The organism is Corallincola holothuriorum (genome assembly GCF_003336225.1).
Taxonomy (GTDB): domain Bacteria; phylum Pseudomonadota; class Gammaproteobacteria; order Enterobacterales; family Neiellaceae; genus Corallincola; species Corallincola holothuriorum.
Window position 1 is genome coordinate 473,145 of record NZ_QPID01000002.1, and the last position, 18,063, is coordinate 491,207.

The following is an 18,063-nucleotide window of genomic DNA, read 5'->3' on the forward strand; positions in this document are numbered from 1 at the left end:
AAGTTGTTTTGCATTAAAAAAGCCGCTTGCCATTGGAAGCGGCTTTTTTATTGACGGCCTAAATGAGCCAATGAGATCTCACTCTGCGCTGAGAGCATTCAGTTCGTTGAGTAGCTGATCGCACCAGGTCGCTATACGACTGTCACTGAGCTCATATTGGGTTTCATCGTCGAGTGCTAAGCCGACAAAATATTTGCCATCTTGGGTTAACGCTTTTGAGCCAGCAAACTGATAACTATCATCATTTGGCCAGTAACCTAGTATCTCTGGAGCTTGCGGTGCAATGGCGTCGTGCAACATGCCCATCGCATCTAAGAACCATTCACCATAGCCCTCCTGATCTCCCATGCCAAAGATAGCCACTATCTTTCCGTTCAATGAGAGGTCATCAATGTCTGACCAGTGCGACTCCCAATCCTCTTGCAGTTCACCATAGTCCCAGGTGCTGATGCCGAAGATTAACATCTCATAGTCGGCAGTCTTAGCTAAAGACACCTCTTTGATATTGTGGAGATCGACGAGATCATGACCCAGTTGATCGCGGATCTTTTCTGCCGCCATTTCGGTGTAGCAAGTGCTGGAGCCAAAAAACAAACCTATTTTCATCACATCACTTCTTTAAACTAACGCTTTACCCAGACTATCACTCAATGGTATCAAATCCCTTTCCCCTGCACATAGCGGTATCCATGTTAGAGCCTTTGCCTTCCGGTTATTTTGATGCCCCCTTTGGCCGCGTCGCCATCTTTGATAACGGTGGTGAGTTAGAGAAACTGATCTACCTGCCTGAAAGCTCAGCACTAGGTGCTTCAAGTGCATTGACCCGTGAGGTTAAGCGTCAGTTGGCGGCGTACCTCAAGGAGCCTGCTTTTCGCTTTGATTTGCCGTTACTGCCGCAAGGCACCGAGTTTCAATCCAAGGTATGGCAGCAGCTGTTAGCTATTCCGGTTGGAGAAGTGCAAACCTATGGTGAAATGGCGGCGGCACTGGGCAGTGCCGCGCGGGCAGTGGGGGGCGCGTGTCGGCGTAATCCGTTGCCGTGGGTTGTGCCTTGTCATCGCGTCGTTGCCAGCGGCAGCTTGGGCGGCTTTTCTGGCGCAAGGCAAGGGCCTATGCTGGAGATTAAACGCTGGCTGTTGTGCCATGAGGGAGCGGTTAGCAGTGAATGATAACCTAGAGTGCGATAAATATATTCGGCGGTTCCGGGAATATTTGTTGTTAGAAAAGGGATTGAGTAAGCACACCATCGCGGCCTATCAAACCGACCTGAATCACTTTTTCAGTTGGCTGCAAGGGCAGGAGCTCACGCCATTTGTGTTAGATCATCTGCATCTGCAGCAATACCTGGGTAGTCGATTGGAAAAAGGGCTGAGCGCTCGCAGTAATGCCCGGCTGCTCAGTACGTTGCGTCACTTCTATAAATTTGCTCGTCGCCATGAATGGACCGATCTGGATCCGACCGCGCTATTAGAGGGGCCGCGTTTGCCTGCCGGTTTGCCGAAAACGCTCAGTGAAACGGATGTCGATAACTTGTTGCAAGCGCCGTTGTTATCCGAGGCGATTGGTTGGCGTGATAGAGCGATGTTAGAGGTGCTCTATGCTTCTGGTTTACGCGTGTCTGAGTTGGTTAACTTGCGCCTATCGGAAGTTTCACTGCGGCAGGGATTGGTGCGGGTCAGTGGTAAAGGCAATAAAGAGCGCTTGGTGCCGCTAGGTGAAGTTGCGTTGGATTGGCTCCAAAAGTACCTCGCAAATGGGCGACGAGAGCTGCTGGGGCCACATCAAGAGAGCGATGTGATTTTCCCCGGACGCTATGGCCAACCGATGACCCGGCAAACCTTTTGGCACCGGATTAAGAAATATGCGCAGATGGCTGGGATAAACACCGACTTATCACCTCATACGCTGCGTCACGCTTTTGCTACGCACCTGTTAAATCATGGTGCCGATCTGCGTGTAGTGCAGATGTTGTTGGGTCACAGTGATTTATCAACAACACAGATCTATACCCAGGTTGCACGAGAGCGCTTAAAGTCGTTGCATAGTGAGCACCACCCCAGAGCGTAAAATCGCTGCTGGTCAGTGGCTAGCAGCGGAGGTAAACTGCGGGCTAGCTATTTTCTGAGAAGTGGCTTTTGGCAATTACCCAAGTGGTTTGTAAATACCCACTTCGATATGTAATTTTTCTCGGTGAACGGGGTCTAATAGGTATCCCATTGAAGCAGGTTTTTTTGATGACTGGTAAGAAGATATTTAAGTGGTTGCTGTTGGTGAGCGCAGCGTTATTGACGTCGGCGTATTTCGTGGTATCAACTGCGTCGGAATCGACAGCAAAGTTTGATCCTGAGCAGCAGGTGCTTGCGGATAAGTTGAATGCGTTACTGAATACGGAAGTGATTACGTTAACGCCATCGCCGATCCAAGGCTTTTATCAGGCGCTGACCGATACTGGCGTGTTCTATATCAGTTCTGATGGCGCTTTGCTGATCCAAGGGAAAGTGTACAACATCGATGGGCAGCCAAAAGATTTGACTGAGTCGGCGATGGCCGGAGAACGGTTGAAGCGCTTAGCTGCTGTAGAAGATAGTATGATCAGTTACCCGGCAAAGAATGAAAAATATGTGGTGACTATCTTTACTGATATTGATTGTGGTTATTGTCGCAAGCTGCATAGCCAGATGGAAGAGTACAATGATCTGGGTATTACCGTACGTTACTTGGCTTACCCTCGTTCGGGTCCGAACTCCCCAAGTGGTGATACGATTGCCTCTGTATGGTGTGCTGACAATCCAGCGCAGGCGATGACCAATGCCAAATCAGGTAAGGCTCTGAAGAAAGCTAAATGTGATAACCCAGTTGCGCAACATTATAAACTGGGTGGCGTGTTCGGCGTGCGCGGAACGCCAGCGATTATTCGTCCGAACGGTGAGATGTTGGGCGGTTATCTGCCACCACGTCAGCTGCTTGCTACGCTTGAACAGCAATAATTTTTTTAGATGTCTATGACCATAGAGCGTCGGCCGCTGCCAGCGGCTGATGCTGTTATTGCTGGATTACCGCCTCTTCTGCAACGTATCTACGCTAGCCGTGGTATTACTGCCGCGCCGCAGCTCGAACGACAAACCTCCCACCTGGCTCGACCAACCGAGCTTAAAGGCATGCAACCGGCAGTGGTGTTGCTTGCCGATGCACTGAATGCGCAGAAGCGGCTGTTAATTGTTGGAGATTTTGATGCTGACGGTGCGACGTCGAGCGCTCTTTGTGTCTTGGCGCTGCGTGCTATGGGCGCAAAGTTTGTCGACTTCCTGGTGCCCAATCGTTTTGATTATGGTTATGGGTTGAGTCCTGAGATCGCTGATGTTGCCCATCAACAAGGGGCAGAGTTACTGATCACTGTTGATAATGGTATCTCGAGCATTCAAGGAGTGGTGAAAGCTAAGCAGTTAGGTATGCAGGTGCTGGTCACCGACCACCATTTGCCTGGTGAACAACTGCCTGCTGCGGATGCCATTGTGAATCCCAATCAGCCTGGTTGTGAGTTTCCGAGTAAATCGTTAGCGGGCGTCGGTGTGGCGTTTTATCTGCTGTCAGCCTTACGCACAGAGTTGCGCCAGCGAGGATGGTTTGCCCAGCAGCAGTTAGCTGAGCCCAATCTGGCTGATTGGTTGGATATTGTTGCTTTAGGTACCGTCGCTGATGTGGTGCCGCTGGATCAGAACAACCGTATTTTGGTGCATCAAGGCTTGCAGCGGATCCGCAGCGGTCGATGTCGTCCAGGGATCCAGGCGTTGATTGATCTCTCTCAGCGTAAACAGCGGGAGATGACGGCATCTGATCTGGGTTTTGCTTTAGGGCCGCGCCTCAATGCAGCCGGACGGCTGGATGATATCTCTCTTGGTATTAACTGTTTGCTTTGTGATGATTTCCAGCAGGCTAAACAGATGGCCGAGGAGTTGGATACGCTTAACCGTTCTCGTCGCGAGATCGAACAGGGAATGGAGCAGGAAGCGCTGGCGGCTCTGTCGGCATTGGATGTCGATGAAGCGGATCTGCCGTTAGGCTTATGTCTGTTTCAACCAGACTGGCACCAAGGCGTGATAGGGATCCTCGCTTCCCGTATTAAGGAGCGTTTCTATCGTCCGGTACTGGCATTTGCCGATGCTGGAAATGGTGAGTTAAAGGGGTCTGCGCGCTCTATCTCTGGTTTGCATATGCGCGATCTGTTGGAGCAGATCGACAGTCAGCATCCAGCGTTGATTATTAAGTTCGGTGGTCACGCCATGGCGGCAGGCTTGAGTATCCACGCTGATAACTATGCCCGCTTTCAGCAGGTTTTTGAGCAAACAGTTGCAGCAACGCTCACACCGAGTGACTTAAGTAACGTGGTGCTCAGTGATGGTGAACTTTCGCTATCAGAGCTGACCTTGGATACCGCGTATCAACTGCGGGATGCGGGTCCTTGGGGACAAGCATTTCCTGCACCGGTATTTGATGGGGAGTTTTGGTTGTTGCAGCAGCGCATTGTTGGTCAGCGCCACCTGAAAATGGTGTTGTCGCCTGACAATGGTGTTACTGCCATCGATGCTATCGCTTTTAATGTTGATACTGAAACTTGGCCCGATCCCTCGATCCGCAAAGTACATGTTGCCTATCAGTTGGATGCTAATGAGTTTCGTGGCAATGTGACACTGCAGTTTGTTGTGCAGTATTTGCAAGGGATCGCTGGCTGATCCCTCGCGCAACGCTACTTTCTACCGCGTATTTTCCCTGATCCTATTTCACTTCATAAGGGATAGCGAGATGGCCGTGTACTGGAAACAGCAGATCGTATAGCCAATTATAAGCAAGCGTGTACACCAGATAGAGTACTACGAGTCCGATATCCATCATCAGCGCATCCAGCAGAGATAGCTTTAGCCACCAGGCGATGAGTGGCGTTGTCAGCCAAAGAATACCCATCTCGATACCACAGGCGTGAAGGCAACGTTCGATGAAACGTTTATCTGTGCGGCCATAACGTCGGTAGATAACACGATCAAACCAGCCGCTAAAAAGATAGTTCCAACAGGCACACAAAGATGCAAAGCAGAGTGCCAAAACTCCTAGTTTGAGCATCGGGTGGCCTGTTAGCCAACTGATTAGTGGCATCAATACACCTAGTGATCCCAATTGGTAACCGATGCTATGACGGATCCTATCGTTGCGTGCTCTCATTTTCATCTCTGGATGTCGATAATGGGTAGATAGTATTCGATAGCCAGCTGTATCAAAGTTACAATGTATCTATAAATTAGATACATTGAGCGGGGATGATGAGTAAACTGGCAGGTCACTACACCCTGGAGCAGCTGCGGGTGTTGATCGCAGCGGTAGACAGCGGCTCCTTCTCTGCGGCGGCGAGAAAGCTAGGTCGAGCGCAGTCCGCGATCAGTCATCAGATACAAAATCTGGAACTGGATCTCAATGTGGTGTTGTTTGAGCGCAGCGGCCGTTATCCGCAGTTAACGGCTGCTGGACGGGCGATCCTTGATGAAGCGCGTTTTCTATTGTTACGAGCGGATCACCTTTCCGGGATAGCGGCATCGTTGCAAGCGAAACAACGGACACGATTGGTGATCGCTGCTGACGAGATGGCGTTGGACGGAAGTTTTGACAAAACCATGCTGCATTTGTCGCAGCGTTTTCCTACGCTTTCGGTGGACTTGGTTCATCCGGTGCTGGAAGAGGTGGCGGCCATGGTGAGAAACGGTGAGGCGCAGGTTGGACTGACAGTGCAGATGTCCCAGGTTTATGATGATCTCGCTTTTGCGCGCCACGGTATGACGCAGATGGTTTGTGTCGCAGATCCTGAGCATCCGTTAGTCGGGCTATCAGCAATTGAAGTATCCACGTTAAGTCGCTATCGGCAGGTGCTGGTGAGTGTCAGGCGGCAGCAAGCAAGTCATTGGCAGTTATCACCCTCCTGCTGGCATGCGGGTAACATTTGGAGTGCCGTGGAACTGGCCAAAATGGGCGTGGGATGGACGAGCGTACCGGAATATGCTGCGCGGGCAGCCTTGGCTCAGGGAAAGCTAAAAATATTGCATACCACAATGGAGGCCCCTGTGTGGGAGCAAGCGACGGATCTTATTTGGCGTTTTGATCTGCAGCGTGACGAGGTGCTGAAGTGGTTGATGGGAAAATTAGCGGGGGTGATTCATTGAGTAGGGTAAATGACAGGCAAATAAAAAGCCGGTAGCAAATTGCTCACCGGCTTAATTTCTCTAATACTCAGCGGTTAGGCTGAAATTAGACAACAGTTACGTTTTCGGCCTGTGGACCCTTCTGACCTTGAGTTACAGTGAACTCAACTTTCTGGCCTTCTTCAAGAGTCTTGAAGCCAGCGCCAGTGATAGCACGGAAGTGAACAAACACGTCAGGGCCATTTTCCTGCTGGATGAAACCGAAACCCTTGTCAGAGTTGAACCATTTTACAGTGCCAGTAACAGTAGACATAAATCTTTCCTAGAACATTAATTAACAGTGCCAAATTTGGCTTACCGCTTGTTTGCGAAGTTCACTAATTTGAACACAAGACGACTGGGTCAGGACAGAGTCTACAGACATAGCATCGTAACGTAACAAATAATGTAACCGCGCATCCGAGCGCAAAGTCGATACTAAAGCAATCCCTGACCTTGTCAACAAATGGATGGGTAAAAAATGTGCAAATTGAGCTTGATGGATGTTCTTGCGCTAAATTAAGCTCTTTCAATCAGTTCTCTGTGGTCATTAAGGCATCAATGAATGGGTCAGCATTGCGTTTAGGTATCGATCTAGGTGGTACTAAAACTGAAATTATCGCTTTGGATAGCAATGGCGTTGAGTTGTATCGCCAGCGGATGATGACCGTTAAAGGCGACTATTACGCCACGTTGTCAGGGATCACGCAGCTAGTACTGGAGGCTGAATCTGTATTGGGCCAGCAGGGAACCGTTGGTGTTGGTATCCCTGGTACGATTTCAGAGGTCACTGGCAGGGTAAAAAATGCCAATTCAACTTGTTTGATAGGTCAGCCCCTCAGGGAAGACCTGGCACAGCAACTCAGCCGTGAGATCCGTGTGGCCAACGACGCAGATTGCTTTGTTAGCTCTGAAGCTGGCGACGGTGCGGGTGCCGGTTATGACAGTGTGTTTGGCGTTATTTTGGGGACTGGGGTCGGTGCTGGTGTGTCTGTGCACGGGCGCCTACTGCCATCGCCTAACGGTGTGGCAGGTGAATGGGGGCACAATCCTATGCCTTGGATAGATGATGTCCAAAGGGCTGCAGTGGGTCGTTGTTATTGTGGTCAGCAGGGTTGTATCGAACAGTTCTTAAGTGGCCCAGCGTTGGCTGCTCGCTGTTTTCGTGAAACCGGCCGTCAGCTTTCCGCTAAAGAACTGGCTATCGCTTTGAACAGTGACCCAGCTGCGGACTCAGTATTTAAGCGTTACGTTTTGGATCTCTGTAAAGGGCTGGCTCATGTTATCAACCTGCTTGACCCACAGGTGATAGTTTTGGGCGGCGGAGTGTCGAATATTGATCGTTTATATGACCTGATACCTGACAGCCTAGGGGATTATGTTTTTGGTGGCGAGTGTTCAACGCCGATAGTTAAAAACCGGCATGGTGATTCCAGTGGCGTGCGCGGAGCTGCTTGGCTTTGGCCTTAAGCTGCAAGGTTGCTTTGAAAGGAACAAAGAGAAGCCCGATGTTGCCATCGGGCTTCTTTATTGGTGGTGTCGAGGTTAGAACCCGACAAAAAAGTTAATAATGATGGCGTTAATAATGTCGATAAAGAAACCACACACCAGCGGAACCACAATAAACGCGCGGTGAGCAGCACCATGTTGTTGACTGACGGCGGTCATGTTGACGATTGCCGTGGCGGTTGAACCTAGCGTGATACCGCCGAAGCCTGAACAGATCACACTGGCTTCGTAATCTTTGCCCATTAGTCTGAACACTACCCAAATGGTGAAGAGTACTGATATCAGGATCTGTGCAGCCATGACGGTAGAAAGGAACAGCAGTGCGCCTTTCAGTTCCCATAGTTGCAGTGACATCAGAGCCATCGTCAGGAACATGCCCAGACAAATATCAGAGATCAGTGACAAACCTTGCTCCTGCCCTGGCCAGCGCAATTTAGGGAACATAGGGGAAAAGACGTTTCTGATGACGATACCGGCCACTAGGCAGCTCACGAACTTAGGCAGGCTGATGCCTATTTCGGTTAATCCCATATCGAGGAAATGGCCAATAATCAGGGCGATGTTGAGCCATAGCCAGGCCCATAAAATGCCGTAGTAATCGACACTGGTATGGCTAGCATCGTGGGTCACACCAATATCCAGCGTGCCGTGATCACCGGTTTTTAGTTGGTTTCTTTTAATTAAATAGCCAGCGATTGGCCCACCAATACAGCAGGCGCTAATAAGGCCGATAGTATTCGCAGCGATACCAATTTCAGATGCGTTGGTGATACCCAATTCTTCAACAAAGGTGGGAGTCCAAGCGATGGCGGTACCGACCCCTCCGATTAATGAGATAGAGCCGGCCATCAGACCCGATTTAGGATCCATGCCGAAAAGGTCAGCGATGCTGACCCCGACAATGTTTTGCAAAAAGATAAAAGTGGTCGCCAATACGGTGAGAATGACCAAAGGTTTGCCACCGGATATCAATGTTTTGATATCTGATTTTAAGCCGATACCGGCAAAGAAATAGAGTAACAGCCAGTCACGTACATCAAGCTTAAAGCTAATTTGCCAGTCGAAGATAAAGTAGAGTAATCCCACCCCCATAGCACAGAGGAAACCACCAATGACGGGCTCTGGAATACTAAACTTTCGTAAGGTGGGTGATTTCATCAATGCCACTTTACCGATGAACAGTAAAATGATGGCAAGGGTAAAGGAGACAAAACCGTGGACGGTAATTTCAGTCATCTAAAGCGTTCCTTGAGCCTGTAATACGGTATTTCGATAGTAACTAATTAAAAACGTTCCCTAAATCAATTTAGTTCAGCGGCTCTAATGCCGCCAATAAGGCTGCAGGATTGGCGATGAGGTTGCCAAACTCGTCGCTGAGCCGTTCACTTTCTGCAATCGCCATTCGCCAAGCTTTCAGCCGCGTATGATCATCCATAGTCGAGAAGTCTTTTCTATTTGGAATTTTTCTGTTGGGTAACTTGGCAATAAATTGTTCACTGGGTACCAACATAATGACATTGTCATAGTGCGCTGGATTAGGCTTTCGCCAACGTAACCCTTTGTCGAACCAACCTGGAATGGTTTTACTAGAAAAGTGTGGATACAGGACGATACCGTCGTGACAAAACGGCAGGTCAAAGTGGTAATCGGTGATACCACCGTCGCGATAGTTGCCAGGCCGTGCACCGGCAATGTTTTTTATTCCTTCCATTATCATGGGTATTGAGCCGCTGGCCATCACAGCATCAATCAAGTTGCTTTGATTGAGTGCGACGGTTTGTGTCGGCAGATCCCTGACAGAGAGAAAGTCTGCCTTATCCTTGGGGTGATGAAATATGGTGCGTTCAAAAAAGCCACCTAGTAAGCGACGGTGAACTGCATTCGCACTGGCGGTCAGGCCCAGACCTATCATCTGCAATGCCTTTCGTTCGCTGCTATTAATATGTTTGGCTCGAGCAGCGATGACATTAAGACGCATGGTGGGGTGGTTCAGTATCTGTTCGATGCTGTTTTCAGTGAATACGTGGGCTAACAGTTGTTGGCTGATTTCTGTAATTTGCTGAGCAGAAGATCCTTCGGGATAGCGCAGTTGTGTATAGCCGTCGAGAAAGCGCTGGGTGACAGCAGGCGCATTGTCCTGTGCTAAGCAACTGAATCTGAATGCCCCAGCACTTGACCCCAATAGCTGCAGTGGTGTTTTTCTTGACTTGAAGTAGTCGCCCCCCAGATAGCGATCTAATGGGGCGAGAACAAACCATTTCGGCCCACCACTGGCGCCCACTAAGACTTTTATATCGTCCGGAGAAAGGCCTTTCTGTTGAATATGCTCGCGTGCTGTTTTTCCAGCTAATACGCGTAAAGCAGAAGTCATGGGTTCAACCTTTGGAATCTTTTTGTTTGATCAATAATTAAGCTTAACCATGCGATCATGCTACAAAAGAATGTGTGGGTGATCAGGTTGCCTGTCATGGTATCGGTTAGACCATAGACAATGAAGCCAGCAAAGAGTAATCGTACTGCCAATTTAAGTCTTTGATTATCTTTGCTTTTCTGAGCGTTGCCGATCAGCATTCGATAACTGCCGATATACATAATGAGGAAGGCAGATAGGCCGACAATACCTTGTTCCGTTAACACGTGAAGTATTTCATTATGCGCGTGACTGATCCAAGTGAATTTTCTATGTGTCTTGCCCGATACGGCAAGAGTGTGAAGCTTAGATTTAAACCCTTGATAGCCTGTTCCCGTGATTGGTGAACTAGGGATCATTTCGTAAATTGATAACTCCCATACGGTAAAGCGCGCCGCAACAGAACTATTGTAATCGCTGCCATTGAAGTAGTTGCTGGCTTGTTCTATGCCTGTATTCACTCGCTGCTGGACTTGCGGTATGAAGTACAACATAGGGATTAAGATCAGCATGGTGCCCATTGCGACAGCCATCTGTTTGCGGTTATCGCGCAGTCGATAGTGTAATAACAGAAACCCCATGACTGGGAGAGCGAGCCAGCAGCCTCTGCTGCCTGATGTGATTATCGCAATCCCTCCAAATAATGTGGCCAATGCCATCAGTCTGTGGCATGTCTGAGCCGTCACGTTCCAGTAGCTTCGTGTTACCCAGCTCAAGCAAATCAGTATTAAGGTGATGTCTGCGAAAAGGATTGGATGTGTGCCTCCAAAGGCTCTTTCCTGTCCGAAATAGACTTTTTGTACGAGAGCAACGATACCTGCCAGACAGGTTGCGATAGGTAGGGCGATGGTAGCTCTGGAAGCGTGTTTGGGGGCACTAAAAAGTAATAGCAAGGCTAATAGCGGTGCCAGATAACTTAAGCTTCGGAGGTTTTTTCCAATGTCTAAAACGTGTTGGAAGGTGCCGCTAAATAGTGCGTTAACAATCACCCATACTGGCCAAGGCAATAGGATAAGAAGCCAGCGGAGATCCATAGGAGATTCGTGTTTTTTATCCAAGATAGAAGCGCAACTCATGACGGCCAATATTGTTGCTAAGAAAAACAGAAAAGTACCATCTCGGTTGGGAATGACAATGGCGAATGGAAGAATAAAAAGGCTAACAAAGGCGAGTTGAGGGCGTCTTAGTACCATGCGAATTCCTATTTCTGAAGGCGATATTCATATCTCAAACCATCATACGATGGAATATACAGCGGGGAGAAGCCGCTAAACGCTTACTTAGTTGAGGCTAAAATAGGGCGTTTCAGGTTGTTAGAGCATAGAGATAGCCAGCACATCATCCCGCAGAAGAAAGTGGCAGTGATCAGGTTTCCCATCATGACATCTGTCATTCCGAAGATAAGCATGCCTGCATATAAACAGCGGGCAGCCAATAGCAGTGGTTGCCTCTGGTCATGATTTTTTAGGCTATGGCTCATGATGAAATAACTGCCGCCATAAAGAGTGAGTAAGGCAAAGACGCCGACTAATCCTTGTTCTACTAGGACATACAGCCATTCATTATGGGGGTGACTGATCCAAGTGAAGGACGGATCGATAGCCCTGTTTTCTGCCAAGGTGTTCAACGCGGTTTTAAATTGGTGGATGCCGACACCAAACCAGGGGTTCTGAGGAAATAATTCGAAGACCGAGATCCGCCATATTTCAAGTCGAGCGCCGACAGACGAATGAATATGCGCTTCATGAAAATAACGAGATACCTCAACAATGGCTAGGTCAACACGGAGTTTGACCATCGGGAATAAATACGTCAGCGGTAAACTAACGATTAGGCCTGCCATGCTGCGCCAGTAGAGTTTGGGACGGGCTGATAGTTGCCCATGAATCAAGAGTCCGCCAAGCACAGGGATTGCCAACCAACTGCCTCGAGAACCAGACATGATGATAGCGCAAATGCCTAACAGAGTTGATGACCAAAATAGAATACGGGCAGCGCGTTCGGATATTGCCCAGAGAGAACGTGTCGCTAACGCGACAGCGACTAAGACGACACAGATATCTGAAAATAAAATGGCGTTCGTAAAGCCCTCGGCTCGGTGGACCGAAAGAACTAAACGTTGGAATAGAGCCATGAGGCCGGATGCGATTGCTGCGAATGGAAATGCTAAATATGCCCTGCGCCAGGGCAGTGTGATATTGGCCAACGCGAGCAGAGTTAACAAACCCGCGATAGGTGCCAAGTAAGTCCCTGCTCGCAGAGACTGATGAAGTGGATCAATACGGGTAGGCTCACTCACAAGAAAAATGTTTAAGCCGAGAGCGGTGGCATAAGCCACCAAAATTCCTGCAACTACTTTTTGCTGTCGAAGAGGGGGCAATGGCGCGCCTTGTTGCAGCCAGGCTGCACCGCTCATCAAAATCAAAAGGAGCGTCAGGCTGGTGCCATTGCGATCAGGGATGAGAGCGATAAATGGTACCAGCAGCAGGCCGCAGTAGCTCAAGCGAAAGATATTCAATGGCTAACCTTATGAATTTACTCGCGCGCATTGTAAGCATAACGGCTACTTTTTATATTGGATATGTAATAAATCGTGACGTAGTTGTTATTAATGGTGGTTAAAAATTATCCTTTCTGTTTAATTTAGATCATTCTATTGACGTTTTTGGCTGGCTAGCAATGGCGCGGCTCTGTAGAATCCGCGCCCGCATAGCTTAGCTATAAACCAATATCTTTTTTAAGGGCCCCCTATGAACTACAAAGCCGCTTTGTGTGGTGCAGCTTTGGTGTTTGCCGCACCAGCCAGCGCTGAAGATTTTTTCTTCTGGTCTGATACCAGTTTGACACTGCTTCACGGAACAAACTTCGAAGTTGATTCTGAAGATCAGACAACCGTGACATTCGAGCATGTGAATGGCCACAAGTATGGTGATTTTTTCATGTTCTTTGACTACATCACCTATCACGATAGCCCGCTAAATGATGGCCAGTATGGTGAAATTTCCCCACGTTTCAGTGCCGGCAAGATTTTTGATAAAGATCTTTCGTTTGGCATTGTTCAAGATGTGCTCGCTACATTTACTTACGAATTTGGTAAGGGCAATGTAGAAAGTGTGCTTTATGGTCCTGCGGTTGATCTGGCGCTGCCAGGTTTCGATTTTTTCCAACTGAACCTCTACAAGCGTGACCCTAACAACAATGACAGCGAAGGCTGGCAGTTAACGCCAGTATGGAAGGCGACATTCGAAGTAGGTCAATCAGAGTTAGTTGTTGATGGCTATATCGATTGGGTATTCAAATCAGATAACAGCAACTACGAAGAAAACCTGCATATCAACCCGCAGATCAAGTATGACCTAGGCATGAGCCTTTGGGGTGCGGAAAGCAAAGGTCAGCTTTATGTCGGTATTGAATACGACTACTGGAGCAACAAATACGGCATCAGCGATGATGTACCATTTGATGTCGACCAGGAAGATGCTGTCTCGGCTATCGTGAAATATCACTTTTAAATAAGCTGATTATTTCAAGTATAAAAGGCGCCTTTCGGCGCCTTTTATGTACAGGATGTACGGTTTAAAACAGCGTCCTGCGTTTTAGATGTTTCCTCCATCCATGGCGAACGTCCACCCAAAACGCTGCGCGGGGTGAGCTTTGCTGCGAATGCATGGCACCCACAGCACTACGCGGGGTGTACTAACGTATAGAAGCTGGGATGTTTAGGAGATATGAGCTATCTCACCCACTATTAAACCTCTGCCCTTGTTCTGTGTAACGTCGCAACAACCCATTACTTACCAAACCATAGCTGCGTTAATTCATTTTTGTAGCCGGAGATATCTAGTTGCTGTTGCTGACACCAAATATCGTTGTAATAGGTATTGAGGTAGCGTTCACCACTGTCACAAATCAACGTCACAATAGAGCCGGTTTCATTCCGTGCTTTCATCTCGGATGCGAGTCGTAAGCTGCCGTATAGATTGGTTCCGGTAGAACCGCCGCATTTTCGGCCAAGCTCCTGCTCTAACAGTCTTATCGCAGCGATGCTGGCGGCATCTGGTACCTGGATCATACGGTCGATGACATCAGGCATAAAAGAGGGCTCTACGGTTGGGCGACCAATCCCCTCTATACGTGAGCCTTTACCTGTATTAATGCCGCAATCACCACTGTTAAAAAAGGGATAAAAGGCTGAAAAGTCAGGATCAACGACACAAAGCTTCGTGTCGGTTTTATGGTATCGCGCATGACGTCCCAATGTGGCTGAGGTACCGCCGGTTCCGGCACTCATCACTAACCAGCGCGGTATCGGGTGAGGTTCGTCGGCCATCTGGGCAAAGATGCTTTCGGCGATATTGTTATTTCCCCGCCAGTCGGTTGCACGTTCGGCGTAGGTAAATTGGTCGATGAAATGGCCATCGGTTTCCTGCGCCAAACGTCTCGCTTCCGCTGATATATCCCCGGCGTTCTCTACTAAGTGACAGCGACCCCCATAGAAGCTGATTTTGTCGATCTTTTCTTGTGAGGTGCATGCTGGCATGACAGCGATAAAGGGTAAATTAAGCATGCGGGCAAAATAGGCTTCTGAGACGGCGGTGCTGCCACTGGACGCTTCAATTACCGGGCGTTCGGCTTTGATCCAGCCGTTGCAAATGCCATAGAGGAACAGTGACCTGGCTAGCCGATGTTTCAGACTACCAGTTGGATGGGTCGATTCATCCTTCAAGTAGAGGTCTATCTCTGGGCAGCTAGGAATATTGAGTTTGATTAAATGGGTATCGGCGCTGCGATTGAAATCCGCTTCAATCAGGGCGATCGCTTGCTTTTCCCAGAGACGGTTTGAGTTGCGCATATGGACTTCATCGGTCTGTTATCTGAACACTGAGTTAGCCTAAAAGCTTGTGGCTATGGATACCATGATCTCTATTTATCTTTGTTGTCAGTATATGTAACAAGTTGTGAAGTGCTGTCGCGGTGGTTTTTGCTTGTCAAATAACCGCATGTCGCTGGTAAATATCTGTATCTTCGGTTGCGGTTCCGGTAGAATCCGGCGGTTAAATTTCCATGGTATACCAGTTATATGTTCGAGATTAATCCGGTACAGAACAAAATCAATGATTTCCGCGAGCGCAATGAGTCGCTGGTGGGTTATCTGGATTACGACGTGAAGAAAGAGCGTCTGGAAGAAGTGTCCAGAGAGCTCGAACAACCGGATGTCTGGAATGAGCCGGATCGGGCGCAGGCATTGGGTAAGGAACGTGCAGATCTTGAAGCCGTTGTTGATACCATTGTCCAGATGCGGCAAGGATTGGAAGATGTTGAAGGCTTATTAGAGCTTGCCGTTGAAGCGGAAGATGAAGATACCTTCAATGAGGCGGTGGCTGAGCTCGATGATCTGGAAGCCAAGCTGAACAAGCTGGAGTTTCGCCGTATGTTCTCCGGAGAGCAGGACGGTATGGACGCGTATATCGATCTGCAGGCGGGCTCTGGCGGCACAGAGGCGCAAGATTGGTGCAACATGCTGTTGCGAATGTATCTGCGCTGGGCGGAAGATAAAGGTTTTAAAACTGAGATAATTGAACTGTCAGAAGGTGAAGTCGCTGGGCTGAAAAGTGCTACCGTGCGAGTTCAAGGTGAGTATGCTTATGGTTGGCTCCGCACGGAAACTGGCGTACACCGGTTAGTGCGCAAAAGCCCTTTTGATTCCGGCGGCCGTCGACATACCTCGTTTGCCTCGGCGTTTATCTATCCTGAGATTGATGACTCGATTGAGATTGAGATTAATCCGTCCGACCTTCGAGTAGATACCTATCGTGCTTCTGGAGCGGGTGGTCAGCACGTTAACCGGACCGATTCCGCGGTACGCCTAACGCACTTACCAACTAATACTGTTGTGCAATGTCAGAACGATCGCTCGCAGCACAAAAATAAAGCGCAGGCGATGAAGCAGTTGAAAGCAAAACTGTTTGAGTTAGAGATGCAGAAGCAGAATGCCGAAAAGCAGGCGCAAGAAGAGACGAAAAGCGATATCGGCTGGGGTAGTCAAATCCGTTCTTATGTGTTGGATGACTCCCGGATTAAAGATCTACGTACCGGGGTGGAGAACCGAAATACCCAAGCGGTACTGGATGGCAATTTAGACCGATTTATTGAAGCAAGTTTAAAATCTGGCCTGTAATGGCTGGCATCAAAATTTATCCTAAAGGTTGAGAAATGACTGAGCAGGTACAGGACGAAAACAAACTGATCGCCGAACGGCGTGGCAAACTCGATCAGATCCGTCAGGATTGTAAAGCCAATGGTCACCCTAATGATTGGCGTCGAGATTGTTTGGCCAACAACCTGCAGGCTGAGCACGGCGATAAGAGCAAAGAAGAGTTGGAAGCTTTAGGTTTGCAGGTAGCGATTGCCGGTCGGGTGATGGCAAAGCGCGGTCCTTTTCTTGCCGTACAGGATATGAGTGGCCGTATTCAAGCTTATGCCGCTAAAGACGTACAGAAAGAGTTGAAAGAGATCGGCGGTCTGGATATCGGCGACATTATTGGCGTAAAAGGCGCATTGCATAAATCCGGCAAGGGTGATCTTTACGTCAATATGGAAGAGTACAAGTTGCTCACTAAGGCACTGCGTCCGCTACCGGAAAAATTTCATGGTTTGACCGATCAGGAACAGCGCTATCGCCAGCGTTATGTTGATTTGATTATGAACGAGCAGTCTCGCCAAACCTTTATGGTGCGTTCAAAAATCATTGAAGCGATCCGCCAGTTCATGAATCAGCGCGATTTTATGGAAGTAGAAACGCCGATGATGCAGGTGATCCCTGGTGGTGCATCTGCCCGTCCATTCATCACTCACCACAATGCGCTCGATATCGATATGTACCTGCGTATTGCGCCTGAGCTTTATCTGAAGCGTTTGGTCGTTGGTGGGTTTGAGCGGGTGTTCGAAATCAACCGTAACTTCCGCAACGAAGGCCTATCGCCACGTCATAATCCTGAATTCACCATGATGGAATTCTATATGGCGTATGCGGATTACAATGATCTGATGGATCTGACTGAAGAGATGCTGCGTAGCGTGACTCAGCAAGTCTTGGGTAGCAGTGTGGTTAAGTACGGTGAAGAAGAGTTTGATTTTGGTGCGCCGTTTATTCGTTTGCCGATGAAAGAATCGATTTTGCAATACAACCCTGAAGTGACCATGGAGCAATTAGCCTCTTTGGAAACGGCGACGGAAGTGGCTAAAGATCTGAAGATCGAAGTGCAGAAGTCGTGGGGCTTAGGCAAGGTTATCTGTGAGATCTTCGAGGAGACGGTTGAGCATCGCTTAATTCAACCTACCTTTATTACCGAGTATCCGGCGGAAGTGTCGCCGCTGGCTCGTCGTAATGACAACGACTCGTTTATCACTGACCGTTTTGAGTTCTTTGTTGGTGGTCGTGAGATCGCTAATGGTTTCTCGGAGCTCAACGATGCACAAGATCAGGCGGATCGGTTCCGTCATCAAGTGGAGCAGAAAGACGCCGGTGATGATGAAGCGATGTTCTTCGATGAAGACTATATTACGGCGCTAGAGCACGGCTTACCGCCAACAGCTGGGCAGGGCATTGGTATCGATCGTTTGGTGATGTTGTTTACTGACAGTCATACTATTCGTGATGTGGTGTTGTTCCCAGCATTGCGTCCACAGAACTAATTTGACGCCACTTTTTCAGCACGAGTTTGTTTCAAACAGCGCGCTATAAGTGCTAAATGATTGACGTTAAATGGGAGGCCTTAGGCCTCCCATTTGTTTTCCATCGATTTATCAATGCCTATGCCTGTTTAAACTGGTTTTTGATAGGGTGTTTTACGGCGAGATCCGGTTGACTTTCAACCTCATATAGCCGAGTCTGTCACTCTGCGTACAGCCAGGTTTACTGAG

At 48.7% G+C, this 18,063-nt stretch carries 17 protein-coding genes; 9 read left to right on the top strand and 8 right to left on the bottom strand.

Going from position 1 to position 18,063, the window contains the following annotated elements; translation table 11 throughout:
- Positions 1-78: 78 nt before the first annotated feature.
- On the bottom strand, positions 79-606 hold the full coding sequence (fldB, locus tag DU002_RS05005) for a flavodoxin FldB (protein ID WP_114337259.1): 528 nt from the start codon (positions 604-606) through the stop codon (positions 79-81).
- An 83-nt stretch (positions 607-689) separates the two neighbouring features.
- On the opposite strand from fldB, the gene DU002_RS05010 reads away from it, so the two are divergent.
- The 4 genes from DU002_RS05010 to recJ all read left to right on the top strand — a co-directional run bounded on the left by DU002_RS05010 (position 690) and on the right by recJ (position 4,730).
- On the top strand, positions 690-1,169 hold the full coding sequence (locus tag DU002_RS05010; protein ID WP_114337260.1) for a methylated-DNA--[protein]-cysteine S-methyltransferase: 480 nt from the start codon (positions 690-692) through the stop codon (positions 1,167-1,169).
- Complete coding sequence (gene xerD / locus DU002_RS05015; RefSeq protein ID WP_425455758.1) at positions 1,162-2,067, top strand: site-specific tyrosine recombinase XerD; 906 nt, start codon at positions 1,162-1,164, stop codon at positions 2,065-2,067. The genes DU002_RS05010 and xerD overlap by 8 nt, the downstream gene beginning before the upstream one ends.
- 167 nt (positions 2,068-2,234) lie before the next feature.
- Positions 2,235-2,987, top strand: coding sequence for a bifunctional protein-disulfide isomerase/oxidoreductase DsbC (gene dsbC / locus DU002_RS05020; RefSeq protein WP_114337262.1), 753 nt, complete (start codon positions 2,235-2,237; stop codon positions 2,985-2,987).
- A 9-nt stretch (positions 2,988-2,996) separates the two neighbouring features.
- Positions 2,997-4,730: a single-stranded-DNA-specific exonuclease RecJ gene (recJ, locus tag DU002_RS05025; protein WP_114337263.1), complete on the top strand. Its 1,734-nt coding sequence runs from the start codon at positions 2,997-2,999 to the stop codon at positions 4,728-4,730.
- A gap of 43 nt (positions 4,731-4,773) precedes the next feature.
- Here recJ and DU002_RS05030 read toward each other — a convergent pair whose 3' ends face one another.
- Positions 4,774-5,214, bottom strand: a complete 441-nt coding sequence (locus DU002_RS05030; protein ID WP_130566470.1) for a PACE efflux transporter — start codon at positions 5,212-5,214, stop codon at positions 4,774-4,776.
- A 95-nt stretch (positions 5,215-5,309) separates the two neighbouring features.
- On the opposite strand from DU002_RS05030, the gene DU002_RS05035 reads away from it, so the two are divergent.
- The gene (locus DU002_RS05035; RefSeq protein ID WP_114337265.1) at positions 5,310-6,203 is read left to right on the top strand and encodes a LysR family transcriptional regulator; all 894 of its coding nucleotides are present in this window, start codon (positions 5,310-5,312) and stop codon (positions 6,201-6,203) included.
- Between the two features lie 85 nt (positions 6,204-6,288).
- On the opposite strand, the gene cspE is transcribed toward DU002_RS05035, so the two are convergent.
- Positions 6,289-6,495 (bottom strand): transcription antiterminator/RNA stability regulator CspE, encoded by a 207-nt coding sequence (cspE, locus tag DU002_RS05040; RefSeq protein ID WP_114337266.1) that lies wholly within the window; start codon positions 6,493-6,495, stop codon positions 6,289-6,291.
- A gap of 287 nt (positions 6,496-6,782) precedes the next feature.
- On the opposite strand from cspE, the gene DU002_RS05045 reads away from it, so the two are divergent.
- Positions 6,783-7,691 (top strand): ROK family protein, encoded by a 909-nt coding sequence (locus DU002_RS05045; protein WP_199405165.1) that lies wholly within the window; start codon positions 6,783-6,785, stop codon positions 7,689-7,691.
- A gap of 75 nt (positions 7,692-7,766) precedes the next feature.
- Here DU002_RS05045 and gltS read toward each other — a convergent pair whose 3' ends face one another.
- The 4 genes from gltS to DU002_RS05065 all read right to left on the bottom strand — a co-directional run bounded on the left by gltS (position 7,767) and on the right by DU002_RS05065 (position 12,658).
- Positions 7,767-8,966, bottom strand: a complete 1,200-nt coding sequence (gene gltS, locus DU002_RS05050) for a sodium/glutamate symporter (protein WP_114337267.1) — start codon at positions 8,964-8,966, stop codon at positions 7,767-7,769.
- A gap of 70 nt (positions 8,967-9,036) precedes the next feature.
- The gene (locus tag DU002_RS05055; RefSeq protein WP_114337268.1) at positions 9,037-10,101 is read right to left on the bottom strand and encodes a patatin-like phospholipase domain-containing protein; all 1,065 of its coding nucleotides are present in this window, start codon (positions 10,099-10,101) and stop codon (positions 9,037-9,039) included.
- Positions 10,098-11,333 carry an O-antigen ligase family protein gene (locus tag DU002_RS05060; protein WP_114337269.1) on the bottom strand — a complete coding sequence of 412 codons (1,236 nt, stop codon included), beginning with the start codon at positions 11,331-11,333 and terminating at the stop codon, positions 10,098-10,100. The genes DU002_RS05055 and DU002_RS05060 overlap by 4 nt, the downstream gene beginning before the upstream one ends.
- A gap of 83 nt (positions 11,334-11,416) precedes the next feature.
- Positions 11,417-12,658: an O-antigen ligase family protein gene (locus DU002_RS05065; protein WP_114337270.1), complete on the bottom strand. Its 1,242-nt coding sequence runs from the start codon at positions 12,656-12,658 to the stop codon at positions 11,417-11,419.
- A gap of 232 nt (positions 12,659-12,890) precedes the next feature.
- On the opposite strand from DU002_RS05065, the gene DU002_RS05070 reads away from it, so the two are divergent.
- Positions 12,891-13,652 carry an outer membrane protein OmpK gene (locus tag DU002_RS05070; protein ID WP_114337271.1) on the top strand — a complete coding sequence of 254 codons (762 nt, stop codon included), beginning with the start codon at positions 12,891-12,893 and terminating at the stop codon, positions 13,650-13,652.
- A 278-nt stretch (positions 13,653-13,930) separates the two neighbouring features.
- On the opposite strand, the gene DU002_RS05075 is transcribed toward DU002_RS05070, so the two are convergent.
- A complete protein-coding gene (locus DU002_RS05075; RefSeq protein ID WP_114337272.1) occupies positions 13,931-14,992 on the bottom strand; it encodes a PLP-dependent cysteine synthase family protein in 1,062 nt (353 codons plus the stop codon).
- Positions 14,993-15,220: 228 nt separating this feature from the next.
- Between DU002_RS05075 and prfB the strand changes: the two genes are divergently transcribed.
- Both prfB and lysS read left to right on the top strand, forming a co-directional pair.
- Positions 15,221-16,318 carry a peptide chain release factor 2 gene (prfB, locus tag DU002_RS05080; RefSeq protein WP_114337273.1) on the top strand — a complete coding sequence of 366 codons (1,098 nt, stop codon included), beginning with the start codon at positions 15,221-15,223 and terminating at the stop codon, positions 16,316-16,318.
- Between the two features lie 35 nt (positions 16,319-16,353).
- On the top strand, positions 16,354-17,835 hold the full coding sequence (gene lysS / locus DU002_RS05085) for a lysine--tRNA ligase (protein ID WP_114337274.1): 1,482 nt from the start codon (positions 16,354-16,356) through the stop codon (positions 17,833-17,835).
- Positions 17,836-18,063 lie beyond the last annotated feature (228 nt).